General features: G+C 64.2%; 13 protein-coding genes. 10 read left to right on the top strand and 3 right to left on the bottom strand.

The window, feature by feature from the left end; genetic code table 11:
- Window positions 1–381 precede the first annotated feature (381 nt).
- Window positions 382–759 (bottom strand): YbaN family protein, encoded by a 378-nt coding sequence (locus tag MMAR10_RS01505; RefSeq protein ID WP_150099679.1) that lies wholly within the window; start codon window positions 757–759, stop codon window positions 382–384.
- A gap of 191 nt (window positions 760–950) precedes the next feature.
- Here MMAR10_RS01505 and MMAR10_RS17005 point away from each other — a divergent pair, with 191 nt between their 5' ends.
- From MMAR10_RS17005 to leuB, 10 genes are all read left to right on the top strand, one after another.
- Window positions 951–1088 (top strand): hypothetical protein, encoded by a 138-nt coding sequence (locus MMAR10_RS17005; protein ID WP_190273945.1) that lies wholly within the window; start codon window positions 951–953, stop codon window positions 1086–1088.
- Between the two features lie 85 nt (window positions 1089–1173).
- The gene (locus MMAR10_RS01500) at window positions 1174–2898 is read left to right on the top strand and encodes a dihydroxy-acid dehydratase (protein ID WP_011642231.1); all 1725 of its coding nucleotides are present in this window, start codon (window positions 1174–1176) and stop codon (window positions 2896–2898) included.
- Window positions 2895–3911 carry a ketol-acid reductoisomerase gene (ilvC, locus tag MMAR10_RS01495; RefSeq protein WP_011642230.1) on the top strand — a complete coding sequence of 339 codons (1017 nt, stop codon included), beginning with the start codon at window positions 2895–2897 and terminating at the stop codon, window positions 3909–3911. Before MMAR10_RS01500 ends, ilvC begins: the two co-directional genes overlap by 4 nt.
- Before the next feature lie 35 nt (window positions 3912–3946).
- On the top strand, window positions 3947–5665 hold the full coding sequence (gene ilvG / locus MMAR10_RS01490) for an acetolactate synthase 2 catalytic subunit (protein WP_011642229.1): 1719 nt from the start codon (window positions 3947–3949) through the stop codon (window positions 5663–5665).
- 2 nt (window positions 5666–5667) lie between these two features.
- Window positions 5668–5988, top strand: a complete 321-nt coding sequence (locus tag MMAR10_RS01485; RefSeq protein WP_011642228.1) for an ACT domain-containing protein — start codon at window positions 5668–5670, stop codon at window positions 5986–5988.
- The gene (locus MMAR10_RS01480) at window positions 5970–7559 is read left to right on the top strand and encodes a 2-isopropylmalate synthase (protein WP_011642227.1); all 1590 of its coding nucleotides are present in this window, start codon (window positions 5970–5972) and stop codon (window positions 7557–7559) included. The genes MMAR10_RS01485 and MMAR10_RS01480 overlap by 19 nt, the downstream gene beginning before the upstream one ends.
- Window positions 7560–7573: 14 nt before the next feature.
- The gene (locus tag MMAR10_RS01475) at window positions 7574–8530 is read left to right on the top strand and encodes a branched-chain amino acid transaminase (RefSeq protein WP_011642226.1); all 957 of its coding nucleotides are present in this window, start codon (window positions 7574–7576) and stop codon (window positions 8528–8530) included.
- Window positions 8520–9965 carry a 3-isopropylmalate dehydratase large subunit gene (gene leuC, locus MMAR10_RS01470; RefSeq protein ID WP_011642225.1) on the top strand — a complete coding sequence of 482 codons (1446 nt, stop codon included), beginning with the start codon at window positions 8520–8522 and terminating at the stop codon, window positions 9963–9965. The genes MMAR10_RS01475 and leuC overlap by 11 nt, the downstream gene beginning before the upstream one ends.
- Window positions 9958–10545, top strand: a complete 588-nt coding sequence (leuD, locus tag MMAR10_RS01465; RefSeq protein WP_011642224.1) for a 3-isopropylmalate dehydratase small subunit — start codon at window positions 9958–9960, stop codon at window positions 10543–10545. Before leuC ends, leuD begins: the two co-directional genes overlap by 8 nt.
- Window positions 10542–11603, top strand: coding sequence for a 3-isopropylmalate dehydrogenase (gene leuB, locus MMAR10_RS01460; RefSeq protein ID WP_011642223.1), 1062 nt, complete (start codon window positions 10542–10544; stop codon window positions 11601–11603). Before leuD ends, leuB begins: the two co-directional genes overlap by 4 nt.
- Window positions 11604–11618: 15 nt before the next feature.
- Here leuB and MMAR10_RS01455 read toward each other — a convergent pair whose 3' ends face one another.
- The gene (locus MMAR10_RS01455; RefSeq protein ID WP_011642222.1) at window positions 11619–12779 is read right to left on the bottom strand and encodes a dipeptidase; all 1161 of its coding nucleotides are present in this window, start codon (window positions 12777–12779) and stop codon (window positions 11619–11621) included.
- A 104-nt stretch (window positions 12780–12883) separates the two neighbouring features.
- Window positions 12884–13786: a hypothetical protein gene (locus MMAR10_RS17000; protein ID WP_011642221.1), complete on the bottom strand. Its 903-nt coding sequence runs from the start codon at window positions 13784–13786 to the stop codon at window positions 12884–12886.
- Window positions 13787–13826 lie beyond the last annotated feature (40 nt).

Genomic DNA, 13826 nt, shown 5'->3' with positions numbered 1-13826 from the left:
ACAGCGGTGGCGGATCCAATCAGTGCGCTCTGTGTCAGGTCACCTTGTGGCGACTCTTGATTTACTCAGTTTAGACGTCGTCATGCTGCAACGCAATATATTTCTCCGCATGGAGAATATTGGAAATTTTATGTCAGCATGACCCCAATTTATCCACTTGCCTGCAATTTTCATCTCCGGGAAAGAGGCTGGCGTCGGCCGCCGCCAGCAGTTCAATCCACAGAGTCGCGACATGATCGGATGTCGCACGCAAATTTGCTGCGCGTGCTCAATCGCCCGTCAACCGGATAATCAAGATTCACATGATGAGATTTTGCGCTGCACCGAAATGGACAGGGCTGCCCGCCCATGAAGCAAGGTGAAGCACCATTCAATCCCGGGTCAGGGCCCGCCTTCTGACCCGTCCGGTCGCGTCAAAATGAATAGCGCGACAACCGAAAGAACGAAGACCTGAACAAGGATCACCGCCAGCGAAACGCCCAGCCACAGGCTGATCGCTACCGCTGAAAGCATCGCTATAACCGCGAAAAATTTGGACTTTCTGTCGATCCGGCCATGATCTCGCCAATTGCGGATCAGCGGTCCGAATTGTCGGTGTGCCATCAGCCAGGCATGAAGACGCGGCGAGGATCGCGCGAAGGCGAAGGCCGCCAGCAGCAAGAACGGAGTGGTCGGCACCAGAGGTAGCGCCACGCCGACAACTGCCAACATCACGCAAATCAGGCCGAAGCCCCGCCACATCTGCCGTTTCACCCACATCCGGGAAGACTATCCCGCTTTGCGCGCTTGAGCGCGTGAAATTCTCGTGCACCAAACCCGACCGAACGAAGCAAAACTGCCTGTCTGTGCCAATTTTTCATGTTTGGTGCAGTTTTTTTCCAATTCGGGGTTGCCTTAACCAAAATCACCGGTCACGTTGCACCGCAATAGAGTTCTGGAAAGCCGATCCGATGATCAACGCGTACGCCCTGCCGGTAGCACCGGCCGCTGCCCTGACGGGCGAGCGGGCGATGACGCTCGGCCTCCTCCTTCTCGTACTTGTACTTATTACCTCCTCCATAACGGGAGCGGTTGGCGCGCCTGCCTGACGAGAGACCTCGGACAAGCAGACAAAAAAACCCCGCTCCCGAAAACGGAGCGGGGTTTTTTGCATTTTGACTTCGGAAAACCCTGATGACCCACGACAGACGCAAATCTTCAGACGCCATCACAGCCGGCGCGGCCCGCGCCCCGGCCCGGGCCATGTTGCGCGCGACCGGCATGACGGATGGTGATTTCGACAAGCCGATGATCGGGGTGATCAACACCTGGACCACGGTCACGCCCTGCAACATGCACCTGGCGGACCTGGCCGCGCCAGTCCGCGAAGCCGTTCGTGAAGCCGGTGGCCATCCGGTCGACTTCAACACGATCGTCGTGTCCGACGGGATCTCGATGGGTACCGAAGGCATGCGTGCCTCGCTGATCTCGCGCGAGGTGATCACCGACTCGATTGAACTGGCGACCCGGGGTCACAGCCTGGATGGCGTCGTTATCCTCGTCGGTTGTGACAAGACCATTCCGGCGGCCGCGATGGCGCTGGCCCGCATGGATGTGCCCGGTTGCATCCTCTACGGCGGCACGATCATGCCGGGCAAGCTGGGCGATCAGGCCCTGTCCATCCAGGACGTGTTCGAAGCTGTAGGCGCCCATGCCGCGGGGACCCTGGATGATGCAGGCCTGGACAAGGTCGAAAAAGCGGCTTGCCCGGGCGCCGGCGCCTGTGGCGGCCAGTTTACCGCCAATACGATGGCCATGATCCTGACCATGCTGGGTCTGTCTCCGATGGGCGTGAACGACATTCCCGCCCCGCACCCCGACAAGCCGGAGGCGGCGGCTCGCTGCGGCCGACTGGCTGTCGAGCTGGCGAAATCCGGCACCACCCCGCGCCGTTTCATCACCGAAGCCTCCCTTCGCAATGCCGTTGTCGGCGCTTCCGCCTCGGGCGGGTCGACCAATGCCGTCCTGCACGTCGCCGCAATCGCCGCCGAAGCCGGCATACCGTTCGACATTGCCGAGTTCGACCGTATCTCCAGCGAAGCCCCCGTCATCACCGACCTGAAGCCGGGCGGGCGTTTTCTGGCCCACCACATGTTCCTGGCCGGCGGCTCCCGCCTGTTCGGTCAGCGCCTGATCGAGGGCGGCTTGCTGGCTGATACCCCGACTGTCTCCGGCAAGAGCCTGCATGAAGAGTGCGCCAGCGCCGAAGAGTCACTCAATCAACGTGTCATCCAATCCGTTGCCAACCCGGTCAAACCGGATGGTGGTTTCCGCGTCCTGACCGGCGACCTGGCCCCCGAAGGCGCAGTCCTGAAACTGTCGGGTCATGCCCGCAGCGAATTTTCCGGACCGGCCCGGGTGTTCGAATGCGAGGAAGACGCCTTCGCCGCCGTGGAGGCCAACTCGGTCAAGGCTGGTGACATCATCATCATCCGCAATGAGGGCCCCAAGGGCGGCCCCGGAATGCGGGAAATGCTGGGCGTGACCGCCGCCCTGGTCGGTCAGGGACTGGCCGGCGATGTCGCCCTGATCACCGATGGCCGCTTTTCCGGCGCCTCCAAGGGCTTCGTGATCGGTCATGTCAGCCCCGAGGCCGCCGATGGCGGTCCGATCGGACGGGTCCGAAATGGAGACAGGGTGCGCATTGATGTCGCCGCCCGCCGGATCGATGTCGATGCCGACCTGTCTGCCCGTCCGCAATCCTCGTCCGGCCGGCCCGCCCCGACCGGTGTTTTCGCCAAATATGCCGCGCTGGTCTCTTCGGCCTCGCGCGGCGCCACCACCATCATCGCGCCGACTGCCACCAAGGCGTCGCCGCAAACAACCGACATGCAATCCAAGCAGGAGATGCCCGCATGACCGCGCCCACCCCGTCCCGCCGTGCCGATTTCGAGGTCGACACGACAGCCTTCAAAGCCCAGCCGATCGCCGTGATCGGCTATGGCAGCCAGGGCCGTGCCCACGCCATGAACCTCAAGGAAAGCGGTTGCGACGTCACGGTCGGCGTCCGCCCGGGTGGACCGGGCGAGAAAAAAGCCAAGGCCGACGGTCTGAAGACTGCCACGCCGGAAGAGGCAACCAAGGGCGCCAAGCTGATCGCCATCCTGACCCCGGACATGAGCCATGAAGCCCTGTTCCGCGAGTCGATCGCCCCCAACCTGTCGGCCGGCGACGCGGTTCTCTTCGCGCACGGCTTCTCGGTCCATTTCGGCCGCGTCACCCCGCCGGAAGGCGTCGATGTGATCCTGGTGGCCCCGAAAGGCCCTGGCGATCTGGTCCGCCGTGAATACGAGATCGGCCGCGGCGTGCCGTGCCTGTTTGCCGTCCAGCAGGACGCGACCGGCGAGGCCCGCAATCGCGCCCTGGGCTATACCGCCGGTATCGGCGGCGCCAATTCCGGCATCATCGAAACCACCTTCGCGGAAGAGACCGAGACCGACCTGTTCGGCGAACAGGCTGTGTTGTGCGGCGGCGCGACGGAGTTGGTCATGGCCGGCTATGAGACCCTGGTCGATGCCGGCTACCAGCCGGAAGTCGCCTATTTCGAATGCCTGCATGAGCTCAAGCTGATCGTCGACCTCCTCTATGAAGGCGGCATGGCCAAGATGCATGAATTCATCTCGGAGACCGCGATTTACGGCGATCTGCGCTCGGGCCCGCGTGTCATCAATGACGAGACCCGCGCCCGCATGCGTGAGGTCCTCAAGGACATCCAGGACGGCACTTTCGCCCGCGACTGGATCACCGAGAACCAGGCCGGCAAGCCGCAATACCAGGCCCTGCTGCGCAAGGATCTGGAGCATCCGATCGAGAAAACCGGTGCCGCCTTGCGGGCCGACATGCCGTGGCTGCAACCGGGTGCGAACGCCTGACCGGCGCGACCTGAACTGACAAAGGACCAAGAGAGATGACGGCCCTGCCCGCCTCCGAAATCGACGACACGGCCCCCAGCGCCGCCGCTCGCCCCTCCCCCCGACAGACCGGGGCGCATGCGGTGGTACGCACCCTGGAAGCCCTGGGCGTCACCCGCGTTTTCGGATATCCGGGCGGGGCCATCATGCCGGTTTACGACGCCCTGACCGGCTCGTCCCTGCAACACATCCTGGTTCGCCACGAGCAAGCCGCGGCCTTTGCCGCCGATGCCCAGGCGCGCCTGACCGGCAAGGCCGGGGTCTGCCTGGCCACTTCCGGGCCTGGCGCCACCAATCTGCTGACCGGTATCGCCAACGCCTATCTGGACAGCGTCCCGATGATCATCCTGACCGGCCAGGTGCCGTCAGGCCTGATGGGCACGGATGCCTTCCAGGAAGTCGACGTGTTCGGCATGTCGATGCCCGTCGTCAAACACTCGATCATCATCCGCGATCCGCTGAAGATTCCGGAAATGATCGCCGAAGCCTTCGAGATCGCGGAGAGCGGCCGCCCGGGCCCCGTCCTGATTGATCTGCCGAAGGATGTCTTACAAGCCGAGGCGTACCCCACTATACCCCCCCAGCCTCGGCCTGAGGCCGGGTCGTCGCATCCACCAGAATCAGACCTGGCGGCCGCGACGACCCTGCTGGCCCGATCAAAGCGCCCCGTCTTCTATATCGGCGGTGGCGTCACCTTGGGCGGCGCGGTTGAAGCCGTGCGTGACTTCATGGCCCGCACCGGAATCCCGACGGTTGCGACGCTGAAAGGACTGGGCTGCCCGCATCCGGACAGCGAAACCTTTCTGGGCATGTTGGGCATGCATGGCGGCCGCGCCGCCAATGTCGCCGTCGATGAAAGCGACCTCCTGATCTGTTGCGGCGCCCGTTTCGACGACCGCGCGACCGGGCGGCTGGACACATTCGCCCCCGGCGCCCGCATCATCCATATTGATGGCGACGCCGCCGAGATCGACAAGTTGCGCCGGGCCGAAATCGGCCTGGCTGGTGACATCTCAGCCATCCTGGCCGGCATCACCAATGACTGGCTCGACATCACCGAATGGCGCGACACCTGTGTCGAGCGCAAGGAACACCACGCCTTTCGCTATGATGCGCCCGGTTCGGGCGTTTATGCGCCTGCCATGCTGAAGCAATTGTCCGAGGCCGCCGGTGATGATTTCATCGCCGCCTGTGATGTCGGCCAGCATCAGATGTGGGTCGCCCAGCATTGCCGCTTCTCGCGCCCGGAGCACCATCTGACCTCCGCCGGGCTGGGCGCCATGGGCTATGGCCTGCCGGCCGGGATCGGCGCCGCCATGACCCGACCGGACGCCAAGGTCGTCACCATCACCGGCGACGGCTCGATCATGATGAATATCCAGGAGCTGGCGACCGCCCGCCGCTATGGCGTGCCGGTCAGGATTCTGCTGCTCGACAATGCCTCGCTGGGCCTGGTCCGGCAGTGGCAGGAATATTTCTTCGACCAGAATTTCTCCGAGATCGACCTCTACGACAATCCCGATTTTGCGGAAGTGGCCCATGCATTCGGCATCGAGGCCTTCACCGTTCACAGCCGCGAGGAAGTTCCCGCGGCCATCGACCGCTTGCTGAATGCCCGCGGCCCGATCCTCGCGCATGTCCTGATCGACCCGCGTGAGAATGTCTGGCCGCTGGTCCCGCCCGGCGCGTCCAATGCCGACATGATGGAGGACTGATCATGCGCACCTCGCTTCGTATTGAACTGGCCGACGCCGAAGGCGCCCTGATGCGGCTTATCGGCCTGGTCGAGCGCCGCGGCTTCACCATCGCCGCGATGGACAAGTCGGAGACCTCCGGCGGCCAGTCGACCGTCACCCTGTCGCTCGCTGCCCGCGACGGCGCCCGCAGCATGGACGTACTGGCCCGCCAGGTGGCGCGCCTGCTCGATGTGCGTGGCGTGTTCACCCGCGACACAGACGACCGGATTGCCCCCGAGATCGCAGCCCGGGCAGTGGCCCCTTCGGACCGATGGAGACAAGCATGTCCGCCCCGACACTGAGACCCGTTCCGACTCCACAGCCCGACCGGCTGCGGATTTTCGACACCACGCTGCGCGATGGTGAACAGGCGCCCGGCTTCTCGATGAACCCGGCGGAGAAACTCGAAATCGCCCGTCTGCTCGAAGCGATGCGGGTCGACACGATCGAGGCGGGATTTGCCGCCGCCTCGCCCGGCGACAGCGAAGCCATCCGCCTCATCGCCTCGGAAATCCGCAACTCGACCCTGTGCTCGCTGGCACGGGCCACCGAGGGCGATATCGACGCGGCGGCCAAGGCGCTGGAACCCGCGCATCGCAAACGCCTGCACATCTTCCTGGCCACCAGCCCGATCCATCGCGAAGCCAAGTTGCGCATGTCGCGCCGCGAAGTGCTGCAGACCATTGAGCGCTGCCTCAAGCACGCCGCCGGCACGTTCGACGAGATTGAGTTTTCGGCCGAGGATGCCCTGCGCACAGAGCCGGACTTCCTGGTCGAGGCGATGAGCTGCGCCGCGGTCAACGGCGCCGATGTCCTGAATGTGCCTGATACGGTCGGCTATTCCGAGCCGGACGAAATCCGGGCGGTATTCGAACGTCTGGCAGCCCATGTCGAACGGCCCGACCACGTGATCTTCTCGGCCCATTGCCACAATGACCTGGGTCTTGCCGTGTCCAACTCGCTGGCCGCCGTGAAGGGCGGGGCCCGCCAGGTCGAGTGCGCCATCAACGGCATCGGCGAACGGGCCGGCAATTGCTCGCTGGAGGAGATCGTCATGGCCTTGCAGGTCCGGGCTGACATCTTCCCGGCCATCAGCCATGTCGATGCGACCAAGATCTGGTCGGCCAGCCAGCGCCTGGCCCGGGTAACGGGAAGCGCGGTTGCCCCGAACAAGGCCATTGTCGGCAAGAATGCCTTCGCCCACGAGGCCGGCATTCACCAGCACGGCATGATCTCGGACCGTCGCACCTATGAAATCATGACCCCGGAAAGCGTCGGCGCACCGGGTTCGGCCCTGGTGCTGGGCAAGCATTCGGGCAAGCACGCCCTGGTGCAGCGCCTGGCCAAGCTGGGCTATCAGCCGGACCCGGACAAGCTGAACCAGGTCTTCAAGGATTTCAAACACCTGGCCGATGAGCTGGGCGAAGTGAATGATGCCGATCTGGTTGCCATGATGGAGGGATTCTCCGCCAGCGGTTCGCGCTGGACCGTTCTGCGCACCGAGCTGCGTACAACGGCCGGTCGCCAGCCCAAACAGTTTGCCCGCGTCGAACTGGAGCATCCAGACCGCGGCCGCGTCTCCGACATCGCGTCCGGCGACGGCCCGATTGCGGCGGCCTTTGCAGCGGTCCAGCGCATCACCGGCACGGATGCCACCGTGACGGCTTTGGAAACCCGCATGCGATCGACCGCGACCGGTCGCGAATTCGTCGCCGATATCAGCATCGACATTGACGGCACGATCTTCTCCGGGCGCGCGCGTGGCCCCGATATCGTCACCGCAGCCATCGACTCGCTGCTCTTCACACTCGATCGCGGTGAGGCCTATGGCCGGGCCGACTTGACCCAGCAACAACCGGCCGCGGCCGTCTGACAGGAATTACCACAATGGCTATCCAGGAAACCGACTTCATCTGGCGCAATGGCGAACTGATCGACTGGCACGAAGCGCAGACCCATGTTCTCTCCCACGCCCTGCACTACGGCTCTTCAGTGTTCGAGGGGATCCGTTGCTACAACACGCCCACCGGGCCACAGATTTTCCGACTGACTGACCACGTCAAGCGCCTGTTCAACAGCGCCAAGGTCTATCACATGCCGGTCAATCATACCGTGGAGGAGGTCGAGGCCGCCTGCCGGATGGTGATCCGTGCCAATCATCTCAAGGACGCCTATATCCGGCCTGTCGCCTTCTTCGGCTATGGCGGTATCGGTGTCCTGCCCGGCGCCGACACCAAGCCGGAAATCTGTATCGCGGCCTTCCCGTGGGGCGCTTATCTGGGCGAGGAAGCGCTGACCAAGGGCGTCGATTGCTGCATTTCCTCGTGGAGCCGCCCGGCCCCCAATACCATTCCGACCGGTGCCAAGGCCGGCGGCAATTATCTCTCCTCGATGCTGATCAGCCATGAGGCCCATTCGCGCGGGTTCGATGAAGGCATCGGCCTGGACGTCAACGGTCTCGTTTCCGAGGGCGCGGGCGAGAACATCTTTGTCGTCTCCGATGGTATCATCCGCACTCCGCCCAGCTCGGCCTCGATCCTGTCCGGCCTGACCCGCGATGCCGTGATGAAGCTGGCCGAAGCCGAAGGCTTTGACGTGCGCGAACAGACCCTGTCGCGGGAAAGCCTCTATTTTGCCGACGAGATCTTCTTCACCGGGACCGCAGCCGAGATCACCCCGGTGCGCTCGGTTGATGGCCATGTCGTCAATGCCGGCGGCCGCGGTCCGATTGCCGAGCTGATGCAGAAGCGCTTTTTCGGCCTGTTCTCCGGCGAGACGCCGGACCGTCACGGCTGGCTGCAGCCGGTCCAGGACAATGCGATGGAGGTCCAGCATGTCGCCTGAGACTGAGACCGGAGCGACCAGCAGCGTACCGCGTTCGCTGTTCGACAAGGTCTGGGACGCCCACCAGGTCCGCGCCGAGACGGCCGAGACACCGGGCCTGCTCTATATCGACCTGCATCTGGTGCACGAAGTGACCTCGCCGCAAGCCTTTTCGGTCCTCGCCGAGCGGGGCCTGAAGGTGCGCCGCCCGGACCGGACCCTCGCGACGATCGACCACGCAACCCCGACGCTGGACTTCGCAGCCGGCGAGACACCGCCCTACGCGACGGCAGCGGCTCAGAACCAGGTCGAGACGCTGCAGTCCAACACCGCGCAGCACGGCATTACCCTGCATGGCTGGGGCAGTGGTCATCGCGGCGTCGTCCATGTGATCGGACCGGAACTGGGCGCCACCCAGCCCGGCATGACCATTGTCTGCGGCGACAGCCATACAGCGACCCATGGTGCATTCGGCGCCCTCGCCTTCGGCATCGGCACCACCGAAGTCGGTCATGTACTGGCCTCGCAATGCCTGCTCCAGCGCAAACCGAAATCCATGCGCGTCACGGTGGATGGCGAGACGGCAGCGGGAATATCCGCCAAGGACATCATCCTCGCCATCATTGCCGAGATCGGAGTCGATGGCGGCACGGGCTGTGTGATCGAATATGCCGGCAGTGCCATCGAGGCGCTCGACATGGAAGGCCGGATGACGGTCTGCAACATGTCGATCGAGGCCGGTGCCCGGGCCGGAATGATCGCACCGGACGAAACCACTTTCGCCTGGCTGGAAGGCCGCGAGCAGGTTCCAACCGGGTCCGAATGGGACGCCGCGATTGATCGCTGGCGCGCATTGCGCAGTGATGCCGGGGCCCGCTTCGACCATGAAGTGATGATCGACGCCGCCAGTATCCGGCCGATGGTGACCTGGGGCACGGCCCCGGACACCGGGATTGCCGTCAACGCGCCCATCCCCCAACCGCGCAGCCCGTCACACAGGAAGGCCCTTGCCTATATGGGACTTGAGGCGGGCATGCCGGTCGCCGGTACACAGGTTGACCAGGTTTTCATCGGCTCCTGCACCAATTCCCGTATCACCGATCTGCGCGAAGCCGCCGCCATCATGAGCGGACGTCGCGTGGCGGACGGCATCCGGGCGCTGGTCGTTCCCGGTTCGGTGGCGGTCCGCGCCCAGGCCGAAGCCGAAGGGCTCGACCGCATCTTCACTGACGCCGGCGCCGAGTGGCGTCAGCCGGGATGCTCGATGTGCATCGCCATGAATGGCGATCGCGGCGAGCCGGGCCAGCTGGTCGTATCGACCTCCAACCGCAATTTCGAAGGCCGCCAGGGCCCTGGTGTGCGCACCGTCCTCGCCAGCCCGGCGACCGCGGCCGCCGCGGCGATCGCCGGCCATGTCATCGACCCGGCCGAACTGATGGAGCCCGCCCATGCCTGATCAAAAGGACGATATCCGCCAGATCGACAGCCGCACCTTCGTGATCGACCAGGAAGACATTGATACCGACCAGATTATCCCCGCCCGTTTCCTGACCACGACCACGCGGGACGGGCTGGGCAAGCTGGCCTTCCATGACTGGCGCTATGATGGCGATGGCAAGCCGCTCGAAGCGGTATCGCTGAACAGCCTCGATACGGCCCAATGCAGTGTCCTGGTCGCGGGACGCAATTTCGGCTGTGGATCATCACGGGAACACGCGCCCTGGGCGCTGCATGATTTCGGCTTTCGTGCCGTCATTTCCAGCGAGTTTGCCGACATTTTCCGCTCCAATTCAGCCCGCAACGGCCTGCTGCCGATCATGGCACCGGAAGCCGCCCACAAATGGCTGCTGGCCAATCCCGGCGTGTCGATCAGGATCGACCTCGCCAGCCAGCATGTCGATCTGGGCAATGGTCCCAGCTTCGACTTCGCCATCGAACCCTTTGCCAAACACTGCCTGATGGAAGGCACGGACCCGCTCGGCTTCCTGATGGGACATGCCGACGCGATCGACGCATACGAGGCCGACCACGCATGACCTATCGCATCACCCTTTTGCCCGGCGACGGGATCGGGCCGGAAATCACCGCCGTGGCCCGCGCCGTGCTGGAGCATGTCGCGGCCCTTGAGGGCTTCCGGATCGAATTTGCGACCTGCGCTTTCGGCGGCGCCTCGATTGATGAGTTCGGCGAACCGCTGACCGAGGCGACACTGAAAACCTGCCAGGCCAGCGATGCCATTTTCCTCGGCGCGGTCGGCGGTCCCAAATGGGACCGGGCCGACGCCCGCCCCGAAGCCGGGCTTCTGGCCCTGCGCAAGGCGCTCGGCGTCTATGCCAATCTGCGCCCGGCGGCTGTGCACCCGGCGCTCGCGGGCAAATCGCCCCTGCGCCCTGACCTGGTCGCCGGAACCGATGTGCTGATCGTGCGCGAACTGACCGGCGGCATCTATTTCGGGACACGCGAACGCTCCGCCGACAGCGCCAGCGACAAATGCACCTATTCACGCGGCGAGATCGAACGGGTCGCCCGCATCGCCTTTGAGCAGGCCCGCCTGCGGCGCGGCAAGCTGACCTCGGTCGACAAGGCCAATGTGCTGGAAACCAGCCGCCTGTGGCGCGATGTCGTCACCGAGATGGGCGCCCGCGACTTCCCCGATATCGAACTCGACCACATGTATGTCGACGCCGCCGCCATGCACATGCTGCGCGCCCCGGCGAGCTTTGACGTCATCGTCACCGAGAACATGTTCGGCGACATCCTCTCCGACGAAGCCTCCATGCTGCCCGGCTCGATCGGCCTTTTGGGCTCGGCCTCGCTGGGCGAAAACAAACCCGGCCTCTTCGAACCCATCCACGGCTCGGCCCCCGACATAGCCGGCCAGGACAAGGCCAACCCGTTCGGCGCCATCGAAGCGGTGGCGCAATTGCTGGAAAGCCTGGGCGAGACGGCGGCGGCGGGGCGCATCCGCGATGCCATCAACACGATGCACGAGGCGGGCGAATGGACCGGCGATCTGGGCGGATCCCTGTCCTGCTCGCAAGCCGGGGTAAAACTGGTCGAACGTCTGGAAGCCGAGGCGGTGGCGGCGGAGTAACTGTCGCCAGCCTGGCTATTGCGGCAGATTCTCCAGGAAGAAACGGATCGTATTGCCACCCATCACCTGCCCAACCTCATCGGCGCTCAGGCCGGCATCCAGCAAGCGGTCAGTCAGGACGACATATTCCGAGGCGTCGAAAGTGGTGGTGACGGTGCCGTCATAGTCCGAGCCGAGGGCGACATGGTCGATGCCGACCAGGTCGATGGCGGCCAGCAGGGTGGCGGCGACGCCTTCGGGGCTGTCGTCGCAGGTCACATCGGCCCAGAAACCGATGCCGATCAGCCCGCCGCCGGCGGCGATGCGCTGCATCAGGGCGTCAGGGATATTGCGCTTGACCTCGCAATGGCCGTGCACGCCGGTATGGGAGACCACGAGCGGGCTATTCGTCATGGCCAGCACCTCCTCGACGACTTGCGGCGAGGAGTGGGCGACATCGATGATCAGGCCGCGCTCATCCATGCGGCGGATGACGTCGCGGCCGAAATCCGTCAGCCCGGCATTCGAGACCCCGTGCAGCGAGCCGCCGAGCTCATTGTCGAAGAAATGCTGCAGGCCGAACATGCGATAGCCGGCATCCCAGAGCACATCGATATTGGCGATATCACCCTCGAGCGGATGGGCGCCTTCGGTCTCCAGCAGGCCGGCCAGCGCCGTCGGGTCGGTCTCCCGGGCAGCCAGCACCGCTTCCAGGTCGGCGCGCGTCCTGACGACCGTGAAACTGTCATCCCGCTCGGCAAGACGGTTCAGCCGGTCGGCATGATAGACCGCGCGTTCCAGGATCGAACTCCAGGTCCGGATCGGCCAGCGCTGGACAATGGCAAGGGCGGTGATGTCGTCACTGTCGGCCGTGTTGCTGTCATAGTTCTGGCCGGACGGGGTCTTGGTGACGCTGGCAAAGACCTGCAGCGCCACACCGCCGGCGCGCAGGCGCGGCAGGTCGGTATGACCGCGGTCATTCCAGCGAGTCGGGTCACGCATCCACAACAGCATGTCGGAATGAAGGTCGGCGACCGGCAGGGTCGCGTGCAGCGCCTCGGCCTCGGCGCTCGGCGTATAGGCCGCGTGCGGCCGGACCACATTCATGTCGGCATCAATCCGCGCCGGGAGAATGAAGAAGACAAAGCCGCCGGCCACCAGGATGACCGCCAGCAAGATGCCAAGGAAGATACGCATGAAGAACCCGCCCAAATGACCTCTCAAAGCCATAGACCGGAACGCCGGACAGAAAAAGGGCGACCGTTTTCCAACGGCCGCCCTTTCAAGGGATCAGCGATCAGTTATTCGCTGTACAGCTCGGAAATCGACAGGGTCGCTTCGGTACCCCCGCCCTGGCTGTAGGAACCGATCCAGATGTCATAGGTACCGGAGGCCGCATTGTTGAAGGTCAGCGCCGGGTTCAGACCGGCATTGCCGCCATCATCATTGCAGTGCCAGTTGCCGTTGGGATCATTGACCAGGATGGTCGTGTCCGAGCTCGACGCTGCCGACAGGATCAGGGGCAGCGAACCGGCCGTGAAATTGAGTTCGAAATCCGGAGCCGCAGAGACCCAACCGGCACAGCCGGAGCGAACCGAGTCAGCGCGGAAACCGCCACCGGAAATGATGTTCACACGGTACGGATCGGGCGTGAAACCGCCGCGCAGATTGGCAGAGCCGAAATTGGCGGCCAGAGACCAGTCGATACCGCGAGAGGATGGCTGCGGCGTGGCGCCACCGGCAAGTCCGAGCTCGGAGATCGACAAGGTTGCCTGGGCATAATCGCCTTCCGAGTAGGAACCGACCCAGATGTCGTAGCGTCCGGAGGCCGGATTGGAGAAGGTCATGCTCGGATTGAGGCCTTCACCGCTGTCATCATCGCAATACCAGCTGGTATCCGGGCCGTTGACGACGAGCGTGGTGTCGGTGTTCGAGACCGCGCCGATGGTCAGGTCAAACATGTTCCCGGCTTCGTAGAAGACTGAAAAATCGGGCGCATTGGCGATCCAGCCACGACAGCTGCTCGACAGGTTGCTGGCGCGCAACTGGCCGCCGGAGGTCAGGGTCACATTGTACGGGTCCGGCGTGAATCCGGAGCTCAGATTGACGGTTCCGAAGGTTGCCGGCGCCGAGAAGTCCTGGGCGATCGCCGGGCTGGCGAGAAGCGCTACCGTGACCACACTTGCGAAGATTTGGGTTTTCATCAATTTCCCCCTCCAGACAGTGTGGACCGCCCCTGCGATC

The sequence above is a fragment of the Maricaulis maris MCS10 genome, from assembly GCF_000014745.1.
In the GTDB taxonomy this organism is placed as follows: domain Bacteria; phylum Pseudomonadota; class Alphaproteobacteria; order Caulobacterales; family Maricaulaceae; genus Maricaulis; species Maricaulis maris_A.
The sequence above is the reverse complement of the archived record's forward strand: the minus strand, read 5'-3'. Positions and strand labels throughout refer to the sequence as shown.